This window comes from Sunxiuqinia rutila, assembly GCF_050589705.1.
GTDB lineage: Bacteria > Bacteroidota > Bacteroidia > Bacteroidales > Prolixibacteraceae > Sunxiuqinia > Sunxiuqinia rutila.
On sequence record NZ_JBNGOT010000005.1, the window covers coordinates 215,808 to 237,713 of the forward strand.

Consider the following 21,906-nt stretch of genomic DNA (forward strand, 5'->3'; position numbering starts at 1 on the left):
GAGCTTGTGTTGCCCTGCCCACAAGTTAACCCGAGGTAAAGCTACCATTCCATTTGACAGAGTTCCTCGGTAATGGCAAACACTATCGGGCAAACTTCACAATTTTTATGGGTCAATTTTAGAATCTGGTAAAAACGCTTGCGATCGGTGTGCGGATATTCGCGGCAGGCGCGTGGACGGTTTTCATACACACAGCAGTAGTTGTCAGTTAGTAAAAAAGGACAGGGTGTCTGCTGAAAAACATAATCTTGATCCTCATCCATATACAAGTGTTGGCTGATAAAGTCAGCAGGTTTCATTTTTTGGTTTTTGGCCAACCGTTCCACATCCCTGTCCGTTACAATCGGGCTGATTCCTGAGCAGCAATTGGCGCAGTCGAGGCAGTCAAACTGATCAAAAGCCTCGTCGTGCAAGGCATGAACAACCGCATCCAGGTTTTTGGGCTTTTTCTTTTTCAATTTCTGAAACAAAAGACTGAATTCCTGCTTGCGGTTGGCAGTCATTTGTTTAAGCTCGTCTCTTTTGTAATACCGGATAGATTTCATGATTGCGTTTTCTACGTTTAAACTGGGCCAAAAATAAACCAGCAACTACTACGGTAATGCCCAGCAGTTTTTGACCATTGATTTCATCTCCTAAAATGAGAAAGGAGAAGACGGCTACGAACACTGGAATCAGGTTGATGAACATATTGGATTTGTTGATGCCAATGTGTCGGATGCTGTAAGTGAAAAAGATAAAGCCAAGGATAGAGGCAAAAACGGCCAGTTTTATAATAGCCATGAAGGCTTCCGGTGCAAAAGGGATGGCCAATGCCTCGCGTGCCTCAAAAATTCCCCAAAAGGGCAAAAACATGAATGTACCAATTAGGTTTTGATAGCTGATAATGGTGTAGCCATTGTAACGGCCTACCATTCTTTTGAGCACAACCGTATAGCCAATGGTGGAAAGAACCGCGATAAATTCGAGTCCAACACCAAGGGGAGAAGCCATCAAACCGGCCGATCGGTCGAAAACCACCAGGCTGACTCCGGCAAAGGAAAGCACCAGGCCAGCTAGGTTGGCGCTGTTTAGTTTCTCTTTAAAAAAATACCATGCTGCAAACGGGGTAAACAAGGGAATGGTAGCAACAATAACGGCAGCAACTGTTGGCGAGACATACTTCAACCCAAAACTTTCGCCCATGAAATAGAGGAAAGGTTCAAAGAAGGAAAGCAAAATCATCCAGGCCAAGTCGCCTTTCTGAAGGGCTTGAAGCTTTCCTGTAAGCCGGGAGAAAATAAACATAATGGCTGCTGCCAGGCTGAGCCTGATGAGTATTACTGTCATCGGCTCATAAGCCTGATAAGCGATTTTAAACCAAACAAACGAAAAGCTCCAGAAAAACATGGCCAGCAAGGCCGCCATGTAGTGCTTCAGTATGTTATTTTTCATGATATCCCTGGTGAATTGACCGCAAAAGTAGGGATAAATTTGATGATCTAAAACAGTTTTTAACGGCCGGTCATTTGCGCTGAGTTAAGGCCGCAAGTAGCAAAAAAACAACCAGCGAACTGGAAATTCCAAAGATAATCGGATCCAGCCCCAATGGAAGATCTGGGTTGAGAATGATCAGGCTGAGTGAGGTTCCGCCACCTGCAATCATGGACCAAAAAGCCGCCGTTGGATTGTTGTTGGGTTTGATCAGTGCCGCAACAACCGGAATAAACAGTCCGGAAACCATAAAAGAATAGGAGTGAAGCATGAGCTCGAGCACATTGGGCATTTTGAGTGCAATCAATAGCGCAGCGGCTCCCATCAGTAAGGTAAGGAATTGCGAAATCCGAAGGCTGGAAGGGTGATTGTGTCCCCGGAAAATATCAGTCAATACGTTGCCGGAAGCAGCCATCAGGCAGCTGTCGGCGGTGGACATGATGGCCGAAAAGTAGGCCGATAGCACAATGCCTGTAAGCCCGATGGGAAGAACGGTTTTGAGTAGTATGGGAAGCCCCATTTCCGAGTCGATTGCACTGCCAGCCGGAAAGCCGGCAACAGCAAGCATGCCGTTTTCAAAAGCCACTTTGGCAAGCATGCCTAAGAGTACGCCGGTAAAAGCCATCAATGGGTACTCAAACAAGCCAGCAATGAACCAGGCACGTTGGGCCGACTTAGGTGTTCGTGAGGCATAAATTCGCTGGTAAAGGGTCATCCCGATGAACCAAATGGGAATGACTGTTGCCATCCAATTCAGAAATTGCTGCCAGCTGATGTTGCGGAAGCTGAGAAACGAGGCAGGCAGTGTTTGTTGAATGGCCTCGAACCCGCCAACAGCATAGTAGCAAAGGGGAAGAGCTACAAAAATTAGTCCTCCCATCAAGATGATCCACTGAATGGTATCGGTGTAAATCACGGCTTTCATTCCGCCAATAACCGTGTAAATGACGGCAATGGCTCCCATGACCATCAAGGCAGTATTGAAGGTGAGTGCCGGAAAGGTAGCTGCTGCCAGTTTGGCGCCGGCCAGAATCTGGGAGCTGGTGAAACCGAGGTAGCCAATGGCCGATATGATTCCTGCAATAAGTGCCACTTTTTTGCTGTAGCTGTTCTGAAGGAACTGCGGGAATGTTAAGAGGTTTTGACGTTTGGAGAGGCGATGAACTTTGGGGACCAGCACGACGGCCGTGAGCCAGGCACCAATGAGCCCGGAGAACAGCAGCCAGCTGCCCGACAGCCCCATGACAAAGCCCAGGCCTCCCAGCCCGATTGAAAATCCTCCGCCAACATCAGTTGCCACAACCGATAAACCAATATGCAGGCTGCTCATCTGGCGCCCACCTACAAAATAGTCATCGGTATTTTTGTTTCGGCGCAGGAAGAAAAAACCTACGCCTAACATAAACATGAGGTAGACCACAAAAATGGTCAAGTCAATCCAATGCATTATTTAAGGTCAATATTTAGGGTGTAGTAGGGCGCTTTTTCTGTGTTGCTTACCCAGTTTTTATCTAAAAGTGAATTGAGATATTCATGGCCTTTCTGGTAACTTAACTTTAATCTCATCAAGATATCACCCATCATGAATTTCTCATTTTCACTTAGAAGTTTAATTATTGCTCTTTCCGTTTGATCTTCAATTTTGTTCAAGTCAATCTGTTCACGCATAGTTATTTTACTTTATAGGGGGTTGCTGTTGTCGGAATTGCCAGTCCTTCATCGGCCAGTTTAAAGCGTTCGCAATTTTTCCATCCTTTGTAGCCTCTGTTGCAGAAAACATTTTTAATCAAAAAAGAAGAGACACGCTCTATTTTTAATTCTTCCTGATAAACTGGGCAGTCTTTGGAGTAAGGACATAGTTTTCCCAAATGTCTTTGATTAATCATGGTTCAATGGTTTTATAGTACACATTCATGCTTTCGATTTGCCCTGAAATATTGGTGTTGTTTTTCAGGACGCCTGAAAAATGATACCCATGATTGATGAAGGTCTTGTTCATTCCGGGCGAGTTTAATCGGGCAATCGTGTATAATGTTTTGTATTCTCTTTTCTTCAGGTTTTCTTCCATCATGCTGAGCAGGAAGTAAGCCAGCTTATGGCCTCGGTAATCGGGCAGGACAGCGAAATCCGTCATCTCCGCATTCCTGTTTGCCGGGTCTACCTCAGCTGAAGAAATACCCACTAGTTTGTTCTGATCCCATACACCAAAGTAAAGTACCGATCCGTCTTGCATGGTTTGACGAATGTAATCGGGATTGGTGACCGGGAATGGGTAGGTGGCAAACACCTGCTCAAAAATTTTAGCCATCTCCGGCGCCTCATCCGGGCTAAGCTGATCGAGTTTAAAGCGATCTGCTGGCGAATCCCCATTTTGGCTGGGCGCCTCAGAAAGCAAATCGACCAGCGTTGAGAGTGCTTTGTTGGGGCTGGTCTGGCGATCCTCACTTAAAAACTTCGACATGAAGAAAACATCCTCTTTGCCTTGGTAAAAGGCAGGAATGAATGCTTCCTGGGTAAATCCGTCCTGCAGGAAAACGGGCTGTGCAGCCGCGGGAACTTTGGCGATAATCTTCGTGTATCCTTTGGCTTGTGCCAGTTCGTTGAGTCGTTTGGTTATGGTTGTGCGATCATTCGGGTGATATTTCAGCAGAAAAATCCGGTTGTTGAAAGTTCCGTGGTGTACAACCGAATGACCTATTTTTTCAATAATATCCATCTTAGTCTTCTCTTCTGTTATAGCGTTCATTGTTTTCAGGGATTAAGGAAATTGAATCGTTGGAGTCTGCCAGCAATCGTTCAATTCCGAGAGATTCCACTTCATCACTTTCCTGTAATTGCAGATCCAGGTTGCAGTTTTCGCAATCGCGGTCGCAAAAAATATTTTCATAATGATCCGGCTCCTTGTAGGTGGTAATAACGCCTTCGTAATTGCGCAGGACGACCTTGTGGGTGGACCATGAAATGATGTAGTTGGGCATAACCGGAATTTTGCCGCCACCACCAGGCGCATCAATAACATAGGTTGGCCGGGCAAATCCGCTGGTGTGCCCAATGAGGCTCTCCATAATTTCAATGCCTTTCCCGATGGGTGTGCGGAAATGCGACAGCCCTTCTGAAAGGTCGCACTGGTAAAGGTAATAGGGGCGTACCCGGTTTTGAACCAGCTTATGCACCAGGTTTTTCATGATTCTCGGACAGTCATTTACATTGGCCAGCAAAACACTTTGGTTGCCCAATGGAAAACCGCCATCGGCCAGTTTGCGCAAAGATTCTTTGGCAGAAGAGGTCATTTCGCGTGGATGATTGAAGTGCGTATTGATCCACAAGGGCTGATATTTTTTCAGAACAGCCACCAATTCATCGGTTATTCGGTAGGGAAGAACAACAGGCATTCTCGTTCCTATGCGAACAACCTCTACGTGTGGGATGCTGGTTAGCTCATTGAGCAGCCAGTCTATTTTGCTGTCCGGAAGCATCAGCGGATCTCCACCGCTCAATAGAACGTCTCGGATTTGAGGCGTCTTTTTAATGTATTCAATGCCTTTTTGAAGTTGCTCCTTGGAAGGAATAAAATCAATATCTCCTACTTTTCGTTTGCGGGTACAATGCCGGCAATACATGGCGCAGGTATTACTTACGTGAAATAAGACCCGGTCGGGGTAGCGGTGAGTGATGCCCTCTTCCGGGCTGTCCCTGTCTTCGGATAGCGGATCAGCTAATTCGGTATCAAGTACATTTAGTTCGTTGATGTTGGCAAATGATTGTTTGAAGACCGGATCGTTTTGGTAATTTTCTTTTGAAATGAGGGAGGCGTAATATGGCGTAATGGAAAGCGGAAACTTTTCCATCGTCTTGTTGAGTTCTTCTTTCTCTTTTGCGCTGAATCGTATTCCTGTTAGTCTTTCAAATTGTTCAACAGTGCTGATTGAATTTTTTAACTGCCATTTCCAATCCCTCCAATTAGAAACGGTTGATGTTTTGTTGATTTTGTTTGCAATCTCTTGTTGAGCTCCATTAAAAATATCCATAGTACATTTATTAGTTTCTATAGGAACAAATGTACGTTTTTAGCCGTCAACAGCCAAATGTAGACGGAATTAATCGCTCGCAGATAAAGGTAATCCGTGGGTGAAAACACTGAAAATAAGCTGATTGTATTTGTTGATTAAAATGACAATTAACTGTAACAGAAAAGGCCGAAGATTTCCGGGCACTTGGGGTTGATGTTGTGTATGTCGTTTCTAGTTAGCTGCTTATAGCTTATGCTCGTCGATTGGTTCATCGCTCGTCAGCATAGGAGAAGCCTCTATTTGTCCAATATTTAGCAGATTCACAAGTGTTTGAAGACTTTCTTGTATCTGTTGCAACTTCATATTGGGAAGGGCATCCAGCTTTTCAGTAAGTCGGTCGTGTAGAAGCGGTGGGATGCTGTTGAGCAATTCCGAGCCTTTAGAGGTTAAGGCGATATTAACAACACGCTTGTCTCCTTGTTTGGGCAAACGGGCCAAACAGCCTTTGTTTTCAAGCCGGTCAATGATTCCACTAGTGGTACTTGAATTCAAGTTTAGGAAGCGTCGGATTTCACCTTGTGTTGACTGAAAGTTTTTTGATGCATGCAAGTAACTTAAACACAAAATTTGAGGGATGCTCACGCCATGTTCCTTTTGAACCTTCTTAGATTCCAGGTTGATAGATCGGACAATTTTCCGAATAGTAATTAAGATTTCAGTCGTATCCATTTGAATTTGTTTCAACAGGACAAAAATAGATGAGATTTTGGATATAACAAAACCAAATTGCCTTTGCGATGGAAAGAAAGGCGGTGTTATTTTCTTTCAGCATTTGCCTGCTGAATGCTGTTGCGATTGGAGTAAGAGCTGCTCAGGAGCTGGAAAGCGGCGCTTAAGCATTTACTTCAAAAGGTACCCGAAAGTCGCAGCCATTTTTGAAGTTGGAGCACCCCCAGGCGGTTTTCCCTTTGAGTATTTTGCCGACCTCGCATTTGGGGCAGACAGAATCATCTTTGACCTGTGGTTGCAGTTGAATAGAAGATGTGTCTGTCAGAATCAGTTTACCATCCAGTTTTAAGCCTTCATAAGTAAAGCCTTTGATGAGTGGAGATTTCTTTTTGCTGACCAAGGTTTGAATTTGCTTGTCGGTTAGCTTTTTGTCGAAGCATTTGAATGGAACTTTGAAACGACATCCATTCTTCCACTCCGAGCAGCCCCAGGCCGACTTGCCTTTCAGTAGCTTGCCTTTTTCGCAGCGGGGGCAGGTTAAGTCCTTTGCCGCTTTGCTTGGTGCTTTCTTTTCGCCCTTTGCTTTGGCTTTTCCCTTAGCCGCGGTTTCTTCTTCTTCCAGAATCGTGATTTCTTTTTTACGCGAATTCTTCACCTGCCAGATGACTTCGGTTACCATGTTTTTAAGTTCGGCCATAAATTGAGCAATCTCCAGTTCGCCAGACTCAATTTCGCGTAATTTCTTTTCCCACATGCCCGTTAGTTCGGCTGACTTTAGAAGGTCATTCTCAATGGTATTGATCAGATCCATGCCGGTAGGGGTGGCTACCAGGCGTTTGCGTTCCTTGCGGATGTATCGTCTGCGAAACAAGGTTTCAATAATGTTTGCGCGGGTTGAGGGGCGTCCAATGCCGTTTTCCTTCATCAGTTCCCGCAATTCATCGTCATCCATGTTTTTGCCGGCTGTTTCCATGGCGCGCAGCAAAGTGGCCTCGGTATAATAGTTGGGCGGCTGCGTTTTTTTTTCCTGCAGTTCGGGCCGATGCGGCCCGTGTTCGCCGGAGGTAAATGCCGGCAAAATGTTGTCGTCCGACTGGCTTGTCTTCTTCTCGTTTTTATATACCATGCGCCAGCCGGGTTTCAGGATTTGCTTCCCTGTGGCTTTAAACTGGTGTTTTTCAATGTTTGCCTCCACTGTGGTGTTGGCAATTTCACAATCGGGGTAAAAAACAGCAATAAATCGTTTAACCACCATGTCGTAAACTTTCCGTTCGGCTTCGGTCAGGTCAATACGGGTCATTCCGGTCGGAATGATGGCATGGTGATCGGTAATCTTTTTATTATCGAATACTTTTTTCGACTTGCGGATTTTTCCGGCGCTTAAAACCGGCTGGGTGAGCTCCTCATAGCCTTTCAGATTTTTCAGGGTGGCAGGAACTTTTTTATAAATATCGTCCGACAGGAAAGTCGTATCAACCCTCGGATAGGTGGTCACTTTCTTTTCGTACAGCGATTGAATGGTGCGCAATGTTTCATCGGCACTGAGGTTGAATTTTTTGTTGCACTCCACCTGTAGCGAGGTCAGGTCAAACAGGCGTGGTGGGTGTTCTTTGCTGTTCTTCTTGGTGATTTTGCCAATGAAAAGGTCCATGCCGGAAATTTCCTGCAGTACTTTTTCGGCCTTTTCTTTTTGCTGAAAACGTCCTGTGGTGTAGGAAAATACCGCATCCCTGTACAGCGTTTTGATTTCCCAAAAGGGTTCAGGCTTAAAATTTTCAATCTCCTGTTGGCGATTCACGATCAAGGCCAGTGTTGGCGTTTGCACCCGCCCGATGGAAAGCACTTGCTTGTTTTGACCGTATTTTAGCGTGTACAGGCGTGTGGCGTTCATGCCCAGCAGCCAGTCGCCAATGGCGCGTGCGCTGCCTGCCTCGTAAAGCTTGTCAAATTCTTCGCTGGAGAGCAGTTTGTCAAATCCTTCGCGAATCGCTTCCTCTGTCAGGGAGGAAATCCATAACCGTTTGATGGGGGCTTTGTTTCCGGCTTTGGCCAGCACCCAACGTTGAATGAGCTCTCCTTCCTGACCGGCATCCCCGCAATTGATGATCTCATCGGCTTGTTTGATCAGGTTTTCCAGTATCGAAAATTGCTTTTTCACCCCTTGGTCATCAATAACTTTAATGCCAAACCGGGTCGGAATCATAGGCAGTTCGTTGATGTTCCAGTATTTCCAGCGAACGGTGTAGTCGTGGGGTTCTTTCAGCGTACACAAGTGCCCGAAAGTCCAGCTTACCTGGTATCCATTTCCTTCAAAATAGCCATCGCGCCGGCTATTTGCTCCAATAATCTGGGCAATCTCTTTGGCAACACTTGGTTTTTCGGCAATGCAAACTTTCATGAAACGAGATCGGTTGTCTGTTGTCGGTTATGGGGTTTAATTGAACACTTAAAGCAGTTTAATTCCGTTGTCTTCCAGCGAAATTAAACGATGCTTGTACAAGGAGCCAATGGCTTTTTTGAAATTCTTTTTGCTGATATGGAAGGTGGCCTGAATCAATTCGGGCGAACTTTTATCGGTTAACGGCAAGAAACCATCGTTGGCAGCCAGCTTGTTCAAAATGCCTTGCGAAATATCGTCAATTTTCTCGTAACCTTCTTTTTGAAGCGAAAGGTCAATCTTCTCATCTTCCCGGATGTTTTTGATAAAACCTTTGATTTTTTGTCCGACTTTCAGCGGCTGGAATACTTCGTTTTTATAGATCATTCCCCAGTGGCTGTTGTCAATAATAGCCTTGAAGCCCAAATCGGTTTGTCTGGCAACGATCAGGTCCACCTCTTCGCCCACTTCATAATCGATGGGAACGTTATCGACACATTTATCCAGCTTCGAGGTCGCAGCAATGCGCTGGCTTTCATCGTCGAGGTAAACGTAAACCAGGTAGGAGTGTCCAGCTTCCATGGTTTGTTGCTGCTCACGGAATGGAACCAGCAAATCTTTAGGAAGTCCCCAGTCCAGGAAGGCACCAACTCCGGTAACCGAAACAACCGGCAGAAAGGCAAATTCGCCAACCATCGCCTTGGGACGGTCACTGGTGGCGACCAAACGGTCTTCCGAGTCGAGGTAAATAAAAACACTAAGAATGTCGCCTGGTTTGCACCCTTCAGGCACATACCGCTTAGGCATTAAAATCTCACCATGCGGGCCACCGTCAAGGTAAACCCCAAAATCAACTTCTTTTACAACTTCCAATTCGTTCATCAAGCCTATTGCTGCCATTTCTTTGTGTTTTATTTGAACAGGCAAAGGTACGCTTTCGGCGGAAATTTTGGTAATAACTCTTCGATTTAATATGGAAAGTCAACTGGTTCAGGAGAAAAGGTTTATTTTTGACAGTCAAACTGAAAAAACTTACTTATGTCAACGGTTAAAATTGGATTTTTAGGTGCTGGAGGAATTGCCAAAGCTCACGCTTATTCATTGAATTCACTACGATATTATTACCCGGAAATGCCACCGGTTGTTTTTGAATCGGTATGCTCGCAGCGGGAAGAAAGTCGTCAGCAATTTGCCCGGGATTATGGGTTCCGGCAATCTCAGGATGAGGCTGATTTTTTGCAGAATGACGCCATTGATACGGTCTTGATTCTTGGTCCGAATAAGGTGCACGCCGAGCATTTGAAAGCTGTAGCCCAGATGCCCAATGTGAAACGTATTTACCTGGAAAAACCAGTTTGCTCGAGTTTGCAGGAGGAGCAGGAACTGGCCGCTTTAGCCTTAGCAGGTAAAAAAGTACAGGTGGGATTTCAGTATCTGCAAACGGCATCTGTGCGCGAAGCGATTGCTTTCTGGAAATCCGGAAAACTGGGCAGACCCATTCATTTCGACTTGAAATATTACCATGGCGATTATTTGCAGAAAAGTTATCGCGACAAGCGAAAAACCCGCTTAACACCAGCGCCTGATGGTGGTGCTATGGCTGATTTGGGCTCTCATGGCATTAGCTTGTTGCTTTCTTTTTTAGGCGAACAGCTCGAAATTACCAGCGCATTGCAGGGCGGTGATTTTGCAGATGTGCCCGGGGATTCAGATTTGTTTTCTTCGCTTTCGCTGGTTGACCCGGTTACACGGGCAGTAGGAAATATGTCGGCCAGTCGCATTAGCTCTGGTTCCGGTGACTTGGTTTATCTTGAGATTTATGCAGAAAAGGGAACCCTGCGTTATACCTCGCAGCGTCCCGAGTCTTTCGATTATTTTCTGGAAGAAACCCAGCAGTGGATTAATCAGCCTGTTGGTAGCCACTATAAGCCAATCAGTAGTTTCCCATCGGGGCATGTGCCTCCAGGCTGGTTGCGTTCGATGGTGCATGCGCACTATTTGTTTTTAGGTGGAGCTGATGAGAAAGCATTTGTTCCGGATTTGCAGCATGGCTTGGCGGTTCAGCGTTTGGTGCGCGAAACGGCCACCCACTTGAGTTCATTCCGAAAACAGGTATCCGTACATGTCAAGAAGTAGTGGAATACTGGTGCATATTAGCTCGCTTCCCGGAAAGTACGGGATTGGTAGCATGGGGGCCGATGCCTTTGCCTTTGTTGATTTTCTGAAAGAAACGGGGCAGAAGTGGTGGCAGATTTTGCCTTTGGGGCCCACGGGCTATGGCAACTCACCTTACCAAAGTTATTCTGTTTTTGCTGGAAGCGAGCTGTTAATTAGTCTGGGTAAGTTGGTGGAAGAGGAGCTTTTAAGCGAATCAGACTTGGCCGATTTGACCCGGCTTCCAAGCGAGAAGGTTGATTACGACCGTCTGGCACCTCACAAAAGAAGGCTTTTGAAAAAGGCCTATGAATGTTTTGAGGGGCAGTTTGATTACTTTAAGGAGGCGTATTATCAGTTTTTGGGCGAGCATTCGTGGTGGTTGGATGACTATGCTTTGTTTCAAGCGTTGAAAGAGCAGAATACGGAGTTGTTGTGGAACGAATGGAAGCTTCCTTATAAGAAACGCGATGTGCATGCGTTGGATAAAGCCCATTTGACTTATGTTGAATCGATCAATTTTCACCGCTTTGTCCAGTTCATTTTTTTCAAGCAGTGGTTCGAGCTTAAGGATTATGCCAATGAGAGCGGTATTCAGTTGTTTGGCGACCTTCCGTTGTATGTTGCGCTGGATAGCTCGGATGTGTGGGCTAACCAAGACTTGTTTTTGCTGGACGAGGAAGGTCGGCCTACGCATGTGGGGGGAGTTCCTCCGGATTATTTTAGCGAAACAGGTCAGATGTGGGGCTGTCCGGTTTTTGACTGGAGCCGCTTGGCTGAACGAAACTACGACTGGTGGATGGCACGCATGCACTTTTGCTTGAAAATGTTTGACCGGGTGCGGATTGATCATTTCCGGGGACTGGAATCATTTTGGTCGGTGCCTGCGGGAGAGACGACGGCTATTCATGGGGAATGGTGCCCGGCCAAAGGCTATGAAATGCTGAAGCTGTTGAAGTCGCAAATTGGCGATTTTCCGGTAGTGGCTGAGGATTTAGGAGTCATTACGCAGGAAGTGGAGGCGTTGCGGGACGAGTTTAAGCTGCCGGGAATGAAAGTGCTGCAGTTTGGTTTTGCTTCGGATGCGGCCAATGAGCACCTGCCGCATAATTATGGACGAAACTTTGTAGTTTACACCGGAACGCATGATAACGACACGACTTTGGGTTGGTTGAACTCGGCGACAAGTGTGGAGCGCAGAAACATCCGACGTTACTTTAAGCGTGGCAGGCGAAGGGCGCTTGACGCGATTCTTGAAGCTACTTGGGGTTCGGTTGCCGAATTGGCTATGATGCCCATGCAGGATTTGCTGCAGCTGGACACCAAAGGGCGGATGAATGTTCCGGGGGTGGCTGCCGGAAACTGGGAGTGGCGCTTTGAGTGGAAACAGATTCGCCCCGCTCGCCGTCGTTTTCTGAAGCAAATTACGGAAAAATACAATCGCTGTTAATCGCTTAGATAAACTGCTCCAGGGCTTCCATGAATAGCTGGGGCTGTTCGGCATGAAGCCAGTGTCCGGCATTGGGAATGGTTGTAAGTTGTGCTTCCGGATAAATTTCCTTGATTTTTTCCTCGTCCTCTTTCGAAATATAAGGAGACTGTTCGCCTTTGATAAACAGAACAGGGTAGTTTAAAATGGGCATACGGTCTTCAAGCCACCGGTAGTTAACCCCGCTGATTACTTCGTCCAAATGGTCGTAAAGCACATCGACATTGATCCGGCAGTCAAACTTTTTGGTTTCCTTGTTGCGGTATACATTTTTTAGCAGGAACAGAACCAGTCCTTTGTTGTCGAGCTGTAGTTCGAGGAAATCGCGGATTTCCTCGCGTGTCTCAAACTGGTGTTTGCGCACCTCTTTCAACGATTCCAGAATATATTGGTGCTGGTAGTATTGGCTTTTATCCTGTAGTTCAAAATAATCTTTCGGAGCAATATCGGCAACAATCAGTTTGTCAATTTTCTCAGGATATTCTGAAGCAAAAAACATGGCTGTTTTTCCACCCATACTATGACCGATTACGGTGGCCTTGTCAATTTGGTGCTCGTCAAAAAAGTTGGCCAGGTCGTTGGTCATGTCTTGGTAATTGTGTGCATCCGCATTGGGTGAGCGTCCGTGGTTGCGCTGATCAATCAGATACACATGATGCTTCTTGCCCAGTTTTTTTCCAACAGTCAACCAATTGTCCGACGAGCCGTAAAGCCCGTGGACGATGACAATGGTTTTGGGGTTTTCTTTGCCTTCTTCGCGGTAAAATAACTTCATGATAGATTCCAAAATGCAGGGTGCTGTTCTTTTTAACTAATCACAAAGGGAAACAGCCAGCCGTATGTTTTGTTCCCAGTGCTTAGGGGCGAATGCAGTCCAGGTACTCGTGAATGGTGTTTTTCAAGCCCAGGTAAAGTGCATCTGAAATCAAAGCGTGGCCAATGGAAACTTCGTCGATGTAAGGAATTTTATCGATCAAAAACTTGAGGTTTTTCAAGCTTAGGTCATGTCCGGCATTGATGCCCAGGTGCAATTGCCGGGCCAGCTCAGCTGCTTTTATGAACGGAGCAATGGCTTTATCCGGATCCTCCGGGTACATGGTCGCGTAGGGTTCGGTGTAAAGCTCAATCCGGTCGGCTCCGATTTTGGCTGCTGCTTCAATAATATGCACATCAGGATCGACAAAAATCGAGGTCCGAATGCCTTCGGCTTTTAGCCGGGCAATCACATCAACCAAAAAGTCGTGATGCTTGATGGTGTCCCATCCGTGGTCCGAAGTCAATTGTCCGGGTTGGTCGGGCACCAATGTGGCCTGGGTTGCCTTTACATCAGTTACCAGTTTGATAAAATCTTCACTGGGGTAGCCTTCAATGTTAAACTCGGTGGTAATGTGGGGCTTAATGTCGTAAACATCCTGACGGGTAATGTGCCGTTCGTCGGGACGTGGATGTACGGTAATTCCTTCAGCACCAAACTTCTCACAGTTGATTGCAGCATCAAGTACACTGGGGGTTTGGCCCCCGCGCGAATTTCTTAATGTTGCTATTTTGTTTATATTTACACTTAGTCTTGTCATATCGAATAAATAGAGGGCTGCAAGTTACAACATAGAATTGAAACAAGTAAAAAATTGATTGCAAAAGAACTCATATCGGACGTTATTCCTTCCTTACGCCTGACCGATGACGGGCAAAAAGCGCTGAACTGGATGGAGATTTTCAGGCTCTCTCATCTTCCGGTTGTTGATAAAGGAGAGTACATTGGCTTGATCTCGGATAAAGCAATTTATGATTTGAATTTGATTGAGAAAAAGATGGACGATTGCCGCGAGCATCTGGTCCATCCGCATGTACATTCCAATCAACATATTTATGAAGTGGCTTCCATTATGTCTGAACTGAAGCTGAGCCTGGTACCTGTGCTTGATTTGAAACACAATTACCTTGGGTGTATTTCGGTGATGGATTTATCCCGGAAATTTGCCACGCTGGTTGCTGTGCATGAGCCGGGGGGGATAATTGTGTTGGAATTGACGCCAATAGACTATTCGCTTTCGCAAATTGCCCAAATTGTAGAAGGCAATGACGCTAAAATTTTGAGTTTATATACCTACAAGGAAGAGGATTCAAAAGAATTGTTGGTCACCTTGAAAATAAATCAGATTGATCTTTCACCAATTATTCAGACTTTTGTGCGATACGACTATTCAATCCGGGCGGTTTTTATGGATGAGGCAATCCTGAATAACCTGTATGACGACCGGTTTAATCAGTTGATCAAGTATATGAATATTTAGCACAGGCAAACCTATGATTATTGCAATTTTTGGAATTAGCACAGACCTAACTTACACCCCTGATCTGGCCAAATTATTTTCCTTGTTGAAAGAGCGAAATATTAGTACGTACATGTACCGGCCGTTTTTCGACTTTGTGCAAAAACACTGTCTGATCCGTCCGGAGGTGGCCGGCCTGTTTAATTCGGGCAAGGATTTACCCGATGACGTTAGTTTCCTGATTAGTATTGGTGGTGACGGGACTTTCTTGCAGTCGGTCTTAACCCTGAAAAACAAGTCTATTCCGGCAATTGGACTCAACCTGGGACGCCTTGGGTTTTTGTCGGATATTTCGCGAGAAGACATGCAGGAGGCGATCGATTCCATTTTGCAGGGAAACTATGAAATTGAAGAGCGCTCTTTGCTTCAGCTAAATGAACATGAGCACTTGTTTGGCGATTTCAATTATGCCTTAAATGAAATTGCAATAACCAAGCTCGATACCTCTTCGATGATTAGTATTCATACCTATCTGAATGAAGAATACCTCAGTACTTATTGGGCCGATGGATTGATTATTGCCACACCAACCGGCTCAACAGCTTATTCGCTGAGTGTGGGTGGTCCCATCTTAACCCCGGATTCCAAAAGTTTAATCATAACACCTATTGCTCCCCACAACTTAACGGTTCGCCCGATTGTGGTGCCCGAAAATATCACCCTGCGCTTGCAGGTTGAGGGGCGGGGGCACCAGTTTCAGGCTTCACTTGATTCACGCTCCGAAGCCATTAATTTTCCGGGTGAACTGCGCATTCAAAAAGCCGATTTTCATGTGAAAACATTGAAACTTCCCGGGCATGGTTTCTTTAGCACCCTCCGCAACAAGTTGATGTGGGGCGCAGACAAGAGAAATTAATCAATTTAGCTTAACAATTTTTAACCTCTATTTCGGTTTTATAATAGGCAGTCGGTAAGATGTTTTCAGAATTATATTACTTTTGTAGCTCTTGAAAGGAGTTATGTTTTAATGTTGTTGTTAAATGCCAGAATATTTTACGATACTGTCTTTTTATTAGCAACCTTTCAATGAAAACGATAGTCGATGAAAAGATTTTTTTTAATCGTTTGTAGCATCCTGACTTTTAGTTCAATTTCTGCTCAGGAAACAGCAGATATTGGTATATGGGGTGGCGTTGGCAGTTACTTGGGAGACATGACTCAGATTGATCAGGCAAGTTCTTTGAATCCAAATGTGGGAGTATTCTTTCGTTATAACTTTAATTCACGGCTGAGTTTACGGACCAGTCTGATGGCGGGAACGATTGGGGCTACCGGGAAATATGAAGCAGATCCCTGGGAGTTTGACAAGTTTATGACGGATGTTTCTGTCATGGGCGAGTTCAATTTCTTTCGGTACATCATCGGAAGTAAGCGGCATTCAATGACCACTTATTTGATGAGTGGTTTAGGAACCAGTTTGTACAAGTATACTTACGACCCGGCACTCTTGTCACCCATGGTGTACTACCTGAACAATGAGCAGTTAGGTATTGTCCCTGCGGAAATTCATGATGAATTAATTCTTGAAAAAGAGGAATCGATCATTGGGTTGAATGTGCCGATTGGCTTTGGTTTCAAGTTCAATATTGGCGAACGCATGGGGATAGGAATAGAGGCGATTTTGAGGAAGTATTTCAACGACAAGGTGGATGATCTGGATGATCCTCGAAAATTCTATTCATTGACTGATGGTCCGAACGGGAGTTCGCAGGGAGCCTGGAAAAGCTATAACACCTTTCTGCACAATAACGATTTTACCTATCATTTGGGAATTCATTTGACCTATCGGTTTTATAGGGGCGACCAGGAATGCCCGGTGTATGAAAATATTAAATAGACTAAATGACCATTAAAGATAAAATACAACAAGCCAAGCTACCTAAGCACATCGCGATCATTATGGATGGCAATGGGAGATGGGCAACTCAACATGGCAATCAACGAGTTTTTGGACACGAACATGGCGTAGAATCCGTGCGTTCAACCGTTGAAGGGGCAGTAGAAATTGGTCTTGAATATTTAACCCTGTATGCATTCTCAACTGAAAATTGGGGACGACCTCAGGCGGAAGTTAATGCCTTGATGGGATTGTTGGTTCAGGCGATAAATGAGGAGACGGCTAAGTTAAAAAAGCAAAATGTTCGTCTGACCATGATTGGAGATTTTAACAGCTTGCCCGAAGAAGTTCAGGTGAAACTGAACTGGTCCATCAACGAGCTGAAGGATTGTACCGGACTAACCTTGGTGCTGGCCTTAAGCTACAGTGCGAAATGGGAAATCACCGAAGCAATTAAAAAAATAGCCTATGAAGTGGTGGATGGCACCCTCCAAATTAACGAAATAGATAAAAACCTACTTGATAAATACCTTGCTACAGTTGGAATACCAGACCCCGAATTACTTATTCGGACAAGCGGCGAGAATCGGGTGAGTAACTTTTTACTTTGGCAAATTGCTTATGCCGAGTTCTATTTTACTCCTACACTTTGGCCCGACTTCCGTAAAGAAAACCTATTTGAAGCCATCTGCGACTTTCAAAACAGAGAAAGAAGGTTTGGTAAAACCAGCCAACAATTAGTTAGCTAATTAATCCCAGAAAATGCGTAAACTGAAATTTCTTCTAATTTTATTCCTGTTCAGTGTAAGTGTTCACGCCCAGGTAAATGAAAACACAAACTTTACAGTCCGGTATTCCAGTGCCCAAAACTACACGATTGCCGGCATTGATGTGGTCGGTATTCGTTATCTAGACTCGGATGTTTTAATCCAGATTTCGGGACTAGCTGTTGGCGATGAGATTACTGTTCCGGGCGACAAAATTACCGCAGCGATTAAAAAGTTGTGGGGACACCAGATGTTTTCGGATGTGAAAATTGATGCAAGTAGAGTTGAGGGTAATAAAATTTGGCTGGTGATCTCTCTACAGGAACGCCCCAAACTTGCCGATGTTAACTTCTATGGCGTTTCCAAAGGTGAAAAAGATGATATTACCGAAAAGGTGCTGTTGCTGAAAGGCAGTCAGGTGACGGATAATCAGTTGAACAACGCTGAGCGGGTTATCAAAAATATTTTCCTTGAAAAAGGCTTTTTGAATACAGAAGTCAACATCGTACAACGTGACGATACCGCTTCGGTAAACAGTGTCGTGCTGGATATTCATGTTGACAAAAAGGAAAAAGTTAAAATTGATGAGATCGAATTTCATGGCGTAGATCAGGTGAAAACGAAAGTGTTGACCCGAGCCATGAAAAAGACCAATGCGAAAAAGCTGAGAAACTTCTTTTTGACCAAAAAGTTCAACGAAGAGAAGTACGAAGAGGATAAGCAAAATATCGTTAGCAAGTACAACGAAAAGGGATTCCGTGATGCGATTGTGGTCAAAGACAGCATTACCAAATTGGATGATGACCTGATCAAGCTGGACATCTGGGTTGAAGAAGGTAACAAGTATTACTTTGGCGATGTGAACTGGGTGGGAAATACCATTTACCCTGGAGAGTACCTGGATGCTTACCTTGGAATTAAAAGAGGAGATGTTTTTGATCAGAAGCTGTTGAACAAGCGTCTGACCGAAGATGATGACGCTGTTGGAAACCTTTACCTGGATAATGGTTATTTGTTTTTCAACCTTGATCCGGTGGAAGCACGGGTTGACAATGATTCGATTGATTTGGAAATGCGGATCTACGAAGGTGATCAAGCGACCATCAACAAAGTGCTGATTGAAGGAAACACCAAAACCCACGAACATGTGGCCCGTCGCGAGATTCGGACCATTCCGGGTGATTTGTTCAGCAAATCGAAAATTATCCGTTCAGTTCGTGAGTTGTCGCAATTGGGACATTTTGATCCGGAAGCGATCAATCCCAATGTAATTCCACATCCTGAAGACGGAACGGTAGATATTAAATACGAGTTGCAGGAAAAAGCCAACGACCAGATTGAACTTTCCGGAGGTTGGGGAGCCAACATGTTTGTTGGAACAGTCGGATTGCGATTTTCCAACTTCTCGGTTCGCAACATTCCTAATAAGGAAGCCTGGCGTCCGTTGCCAACGGGTGATGGTCAAACCTTGAGCTTGCGTGCTCAAACCAGTGGTAAGTTTTACCAGTCTTACAGTGTGTCATTTATTGAGCCTTGGTTAGGTGGTAAAAAACCCAATTCATTCTCCATCTCGTTTTCGCACTCTCGCGTAAACTATTCAGCTAATAATTATTACAATAGTTCTTATAGTCCTTACGGATCAGGATACGGTGGTTATGGTGGCTACGGTGGTTACGGAGGCTATGGCGGTTATTCACCCTATGGTTATTCACCTTATGGCTATGGTGGTTACGGCTATGGTTATGATCCGGGTGACTATTACCAATATAACGATGATGAGACAACGGATGATGATCAGATTCAGGTGACCACTTCATTTGCCTTGGGATACGGTTACCGTTTGTCATGGCCCGATGACTTCTTTACGGTTTATCACGAAGTTTCATTGGAGCACTACAAACTTCAAAATATGTCAAACTACTACTACTTCCTGAGCGACGACGATGGATCGGGTGGTGGTGGTTTTAACAACCTGAGTTTCAAAACCGCTTTTGGTCGTAACTCGGTTGATAACCCATTGTATTCACGAAGCGGTGCCGATTTCTCATTAACGGTACAGTTAACTCCTCCATTCTCTTTGTTTAACGATGTGGATTACAGTAATCCTGATTTGACCAGCGAAGAGCGTTACAAATGGATTGAGTATCACAAATGGAATTTGAAAGGAGCTTGGTTTACACCGCTTTCACGCGACAGAGACCTGGTGTTGCACACCAAATTTGAATATGGATTTCTGGGGTATTACGACAAGAACCGACGTTCTCCATTCGAACGTTTCCGCGTTGGAGGTTCTGGAATGTCAGGATATAACTTTTACGGAGCCGATATCATTTCATTGCGTGGTTACAAAGACTACAGTTTGAGTCCAACAACCGGATCAAATATGTATAATAAGCTGACCATGGAAATGCGCTACCCGGTTACCTTGAAACCATCGGCTACTATTTATGTCCTCGGATTTATGGAAGCTGGTAATGCCTGGATGGATTTTGAAAATTACAACCCTTTTGATTTGAAACGTTCGGCTGGTGCCGGTGTGCGAATCTTCCTGCCTATGTTTGGTTTGATGGGAATCGACTGGGGGTATGGATTTGACAGTGTGAACGGTGATAAATCAGTTGGAGGAAGCCAGTTTCACTTTGTTATCGGACAGCAGTTCTGATGATTACAAGCTTGGCTCGGTATTTGTTTTGTGTGGAAATAGTATGAATTTAAATTGAATTGCCATGAAGAAGAAAGTAGTATTATTTGTTTTTCTGATTGTTTTTGGAACAGTTGCAATGGCCCAGAAATATGCCTACATCGATACCGAATATGTTTTAGAAAATATTCCTGCCTACATTGCGGCTCAGGAACAATTGGACCAGATCTCCAAGCAATACCAGAAAGAACTGGAAACTATGCATGCTGAAATTGAGCAAATGTATCAGGATTTTCAGGCTGAAGCAGTCTTGCTTTCCGAAGACATGAAACGGAAACGCGAGGATGTAATTATCAGCAAAGAAAAAGAATATAAAGAATTGCAGCGCAAGTATTTTGGGCGCGAAGGCGACTTGTTTAAAAAGAGACAAGGGCTGATCAAACCCATCCAGGATGATGTTTTTAATGCCGTTCAGGAACTGGCAACCGATGGAGGTTATGCCGTGATTTTTGATAAGGCCGGAAGCCTCACCATGCTGTATACAAATCCCAAATATGACCTAAGTGACCAAGTCCTTGAAAAACTTGGTTATAAAAATTAATAAACTATATTTGTCACCAAAATTTTAAAATCCGAAAACGATCATGAAAAGTATTTTCAAAATTTGTTTAATAGCTGTCTTATTCCTTTCAGCTGGAATGGTAAACGCGCAAACTTTAAAATTTGCACACATTGATTCACAGGCGTTGATTCAAGCCATGCCTGAAACGAAAACAGCTCAGGCTTCAATTGAAAAAGAAGCGAAAGGTTTGGAAGATCAAATGGATGCTTTGCAACAAGAATATCAAACAAAATTGGCTGATTTGTCAGATAACCAAGATTCATTAACGGAGATTGTTTATCAATCAAAAGTTGAAGACCTGCAAGCTCTTCAGCAACGGATCCAAAACTTCAATTCTTCTGCACAACAACGCATACAGCAGAAACAAGGAGAGTTGATGCAACCTATTTTTGCAAAAGCGAACGAAACGATTGAAGCCGTAGCCAAAGAGCAAGGTGTGATTTATGTTTTTGACGCCAATGCTGTTTTGTACAAGTCGAATCAAAGTATTGACTTACTTCCTTTGGTTAAAGCCAAATTGGGTATTCAGTAAGCCATAAGAAATAAGATATCAAAAGCCATTCGGGAATCCCGGATGGCTTTTTTGTTTACTTTTGTTTTCAAAGCAACTTTATGGCAACAAGCAATCACCCTATTGGTGTTTTCGATTCTGGCTACGGAGGCCTGACTGTTTTAAAAGAGTTTATCAATCAAATGCCCGAGTATGATTTTGTGTATTTGGGCGACAATGCGCGTACTCCATACGGTACTCGCTCGTTTGATGTGGTGTATGAATATACCTTGGAAGCGGTAAAGCGTCTGTTTGATGAAGGCTGTCACCTGGTTATTCTGGCTTGCAACACAGCTTCAGCCAAAGCGCTTCGCAGCATTCAGCAGCGCGATTTGCCGCGGATTGCTCCGCACAAACGCGTGCTTGGGGTTATTCGCCCCAGTGTTGAAGAGGTGGCTCAAAGTACGCAAAACGGGCATGTGGGGGTCGTAGCCACTTCGGGTACGGTTGCTTCCGACTCGTATCCGATTGAGTTGGAAAAGTGGTCGGAGGGAAGGGTGAAGCAAACCAGCCAGGAAGCCTGCCCCATGTGGGTGCCGATTGTAGAGAACAACGTGATGAATACGCCCGGAGCTGATTATTTTATCCAGCAGAATTTGGAGGCTTTGTTTCAGAAAGATCCTTTAATTGACAGCCTGATTCTTGGTTGTACGCATTATCCTTTGCTGATCGAAAGCATTCGAAAATTTATTCCACAGCAAGGGGTTCGCGTAATTGAACAAGGTAAAATTGTTGCTCAAAAGTTGCAGGATTACCTTTATCGCCATCCGGAAATAGACGCCAATTGTACCAAAACTTCAGAACGGAAGTTCTTAACTACGGAAGAAGTTCACTTTTTTGAAGCCCGTGCTGCCCAGTTTTTGGGGTATCCGATTCGGGCAAGGAAAATCGAATTGTAATCCCTGCGATCGGTCATTCCAAAAG

Annotated in this window: 22 protein-coding genes; 10 read left to right on the forward strand and 12 right to left on the reverse strand. The window is 44.7% G+C overall.

Annotation, left to right across the window (positions count from 1 at the left end; genetic code table 11):
* Positions 1-41: 41 nt before the first annotated feature.
* From ACRD6K_RS08020 to ACRD6K_RS08065, 10 genes are all read right to left on the reverse strand, one after another.
* Positions 42-545: a YkgJ family cysteine cluster protein gene (locus ACRD6K_RS08020; RefSeq protein WP_299576884.1), complete on the reverse strand. Its 504-nt coding sequence runs from the start codon at positions 543-545 to the stop codon at positions 42-44.
* A complete protein-coding gene (locus ACRD6K_RS08025; RefSeq protein WP_299576886.1) occupies positions 508-1,434 on the reverse strand; it encodes a DMT family transporter in 927 nt (308 codons plus the stop codon). The genes ACRD6K_RS08020 and ACRD6K_RS08025 overlap by 38 nt, the downstream gene beginning before the upstream one ends.
* A 70-nt stretch (positions 1,435-1,504) precedes the next feature.
* Positions 1,505-2,920 carry a sodium:solute symporter family protein gene (locus tag ACRD6K_RS08030; protein WP_430972844.1) on the reverse strand — a complete coding sequence of 472 codons (1,416 nt, stop codon included), beginning with the start codon at positions 2,918-2,920 and terminating at the stop codon, positions 1,505-1,507.
* Positions 2,920-3,141, reverse strand: coding sequence for a hypothetical protein (locus ACRD6K_RS08035; protein WP_299576890.1), 222 nt, complete (start codon positions 3,139-3,141; stop codon positions 2,920-2,922). Before ACRD6K_RS08035 ends, ACRD6K_RS08030 begins: the two co-directional genes overlap by 1 nt.
* A gap of 2 nt (positions 3,142-3,143) precedes the next feature.
* On the reverse strand, positions 3,144-3,359 hold the full coding sequence (locus tag ACRD6K_RS08040) for a hypothetical protein (RefSeq protein WP_430972845.1): 216 nt from the start codon (positions 3,357-3,359) through the stop codon (positions 3,144-3,146).
* Positions 3,356-4,219 (reverse strand): putative beta-lysine N-acetyltransferase, encoded by an 864-nt coding sequence (gene ablB / locus ACRD6K_RS08045; protein WP_299576894.1) that lies wholly within the window; start codon positions 4,217-4,219, stop codon positions 3,356-3,358. Before ablB ends, ACRD6K_RS08040 begins: the two co-directional genes overlap by 4 nt.
* Positions 4,191-5,501: a lysine 2,3-aminomutase gene (kamA, locus tag ACRD6K_RS08050; RefSeq protein WP_299576896.1), complete on the reverse strand. Its 1,311-nt coding sequence runs from the start codon at positions 5,499-5,501 to the stop codon at positions 4,191-4,193. Before kamA ends, ablB begins: the two co-directional genes overlap by 29 nt.
* Before the next feature lie 225 nt (positions 5,502-5,726).
* A complete protein-coding gene (locus ACRD6K_RS08055) occupies positions 5,727-6,212 on the reverse strand; it encodes a MarR family winged helix-turn-helix transcriptional regulator (protein ID WP_299576898.1) in 486 nt (161 codons plus the stop codon).
* 163 nt (positions 6,213-6,375) lie between these two features.
* Entirely contained in the window at positions 6,376-8,610 is a 2,235-nt protein-coding gene (locus ACRD6K_RS08060; RefSeq protein WP_430972846.1) for a type IA DNA topoisomerase, read from the reverse strand.
* 48 nt (positions 8,611-8,658) lie between these two features.
* Positions 8,659-9,489, reverse strand: coding sequence for a CvfB family protein (locus ACRD6K_RS08065; protein ID WP_299576902.1), 831 nt, complete (start codon positions 9,487-9,489; stop codon positions 8,659-8,661).
* A 138-nt stretch (positions 9,490-9,627) separates the two neighbouring features.
* On the opposite strand from ACRD6K_RS08065, the gene ACRD6K_RS08070 reads away from it, so the two are divergent.
* Positions 9,628-10,725: a Gfo/Idh/MocA family protein gene (locus ACRD6K_RS08070; RefSeq protein ID WP_430972847.1), complete on the forward strand. Its 1,098-nt coding sequence runs from the start codon at positions 9,628-9,630 to the stop codon at positions 10,723-10,725.
* Positions 10,712-12,193 carry a 4-alpha-glucanotransferase gene (malQ, locus tag ACRD6K_RS08075; RefSeq protein WP_430972848.1) on the forward strand — a complete coding sequence of 494 codons (1,482 nt, stop codon included), beginning with the start codon at positions 10,712-10,714 and terminating at the stop codon, positions 12,191-12,193. The genes ACRD6K_RS08070 and malQ overlap by 14 nt, the downstream gene beginning before the upstream one ends.
* A 4-nt stretch (positions 12,194-12,197) precedes the next feature.
* On the opposite strand, the gene ACRD6K_RS08080 is transcribed toward malQ, so the two are convergent.
* Both ACRD6K_RS08080 and ACRD6K_RS08085 read right to left on the reverse strand, forming a co-directional pair.
* Positions 12,198-13,007, reverse strand: coding sequence for an alpha/beta fold hydrolase (locus ACRD6K_RS08080; RefSeq protein WP_299576908.1), 810 nt, complete (start codon positions 13,005-13,007; stop codon positions 12,198-12,200).
* A gap of 82 nt (positions 13,008-13,089) precedes the next feature.
* Positions 13,090-13,806 carry a pyridoxine 5'-phosphate synthase gene (locus ACRD6K_RS08085; RefSeq protein WP_430972849.1) on the reverse strand — a complete coding sequence of 239 codons (717 nt, stop codon included), beginning with the start codon at positions 13,804-13,806 and terminating at the stop codon, positions 13,090-13,092.
* A 54-nt stretch (positions 13,807-13,860) separates the two neighbouring features.
* On the opposite strand from ACRD6K_RS08085, the gene ACRD6K_RS08090 reads away from it, so the two are divergent.
* The 8 genes from ACRD6K_RS08090 (at position 13,861) to murI (ending at position 21,881) form a co-directional block, all read left to right on the forward strand.
* Entirely contained in the window at positions 13,861-14,526 is a 666-nt protein-coding gene (locus ACRD6K_RS08090; protein ID WP_430972850.1) for a CBS domain-containing protein, read from the forward strand.
* A gap of 13 nt (positions 14,527-14,539) precedes the next feature.
* Complete coding sequence (locus tag ACRD6K_RS08095) at positions 14,540-15,421, forward strand: NAD kinase (protein ID WP_299576914.1); 882 nt, start codon at positions 14,540-14,542, stop codon at positions 15,419-15,421.
* Positions 15,422-15,607: 186 nt separating this feature from the next.
* Entirely contained in the window at positions 15,608-16,402 is a 795-nt protein-coding gene (locus ACRD6K_RS08100) for a DUF6089 family protein (RefSeq protein WP_299576916.1), read from the forward strand.
* Positions 16,403-16,407: 5 nt separating this feature from the next.
* On the forward strand, positions 16,408-17,151 hold the full coding sequence (gene uppS, locus ACRD6K_RS08105) for an undecaprenyl pyrophosphate synthase (protein ID WP_430972851.1): 744 nt from the start codon (positions 16,408-16,410) through the stop codon (positions 17,149-17,151).
* Between the two features lie 13 nt (positions 17,152-17,164).
* Positions 17,165-19,831 carry an outer membrane protein assembly factor BamA gene (gene bamA / locus ACRD6K_RS08110; protein WP_299576920.1) on the forward strand — a complete coding sequence of 889 codons (2,667 nt, stop codon included), beginning with the start codon at positions 17,165-17,167 and terminating at the stop codon, positions 19,829-19,831.
* Between the two features lie 64 nt (positions 19,832-19,895).
* A complete protein-coding gene (locus ACRD6K_RS08115) occupies positions 19,896-20,411 on the forward strand; it encodes an OmpH/Skp family outer membrane protein (RefSeq protein WP_299576923.1) in 516 nt (171 codons plus the stop codon).
* 43 nt (positions 20,412-20,454) lie between these two features.
* Positions 20,455-20,964, forward strand: a complete 510-nt coding sequence (locus tag ACRD6K_RS08120) for an OmpH/Skp family outer membrane protein (RefSeq protein WP_299576925.1) — start codon at positions 20,455-20,457, stop codon at positions 20,962-20,964.
* An 80-nt stretch (positions 20,965-21,044) separates the two neighbouring features.
* Positions 21,045-21,881 carry a glutamate racemase gene (murI, locus tag ACRD6K_RS08125; RefSeq protein WP_430972852.1) on the forward strand — a complete coding sequence of 279 codons (837 nt, stop codon included), beginning with the start codon at positions 21,045-21,047 and terminating at the stop codon, positions 21,879-21,881.
* Positions 21,882-21,906: the final 25 nt, after the last annotated feature.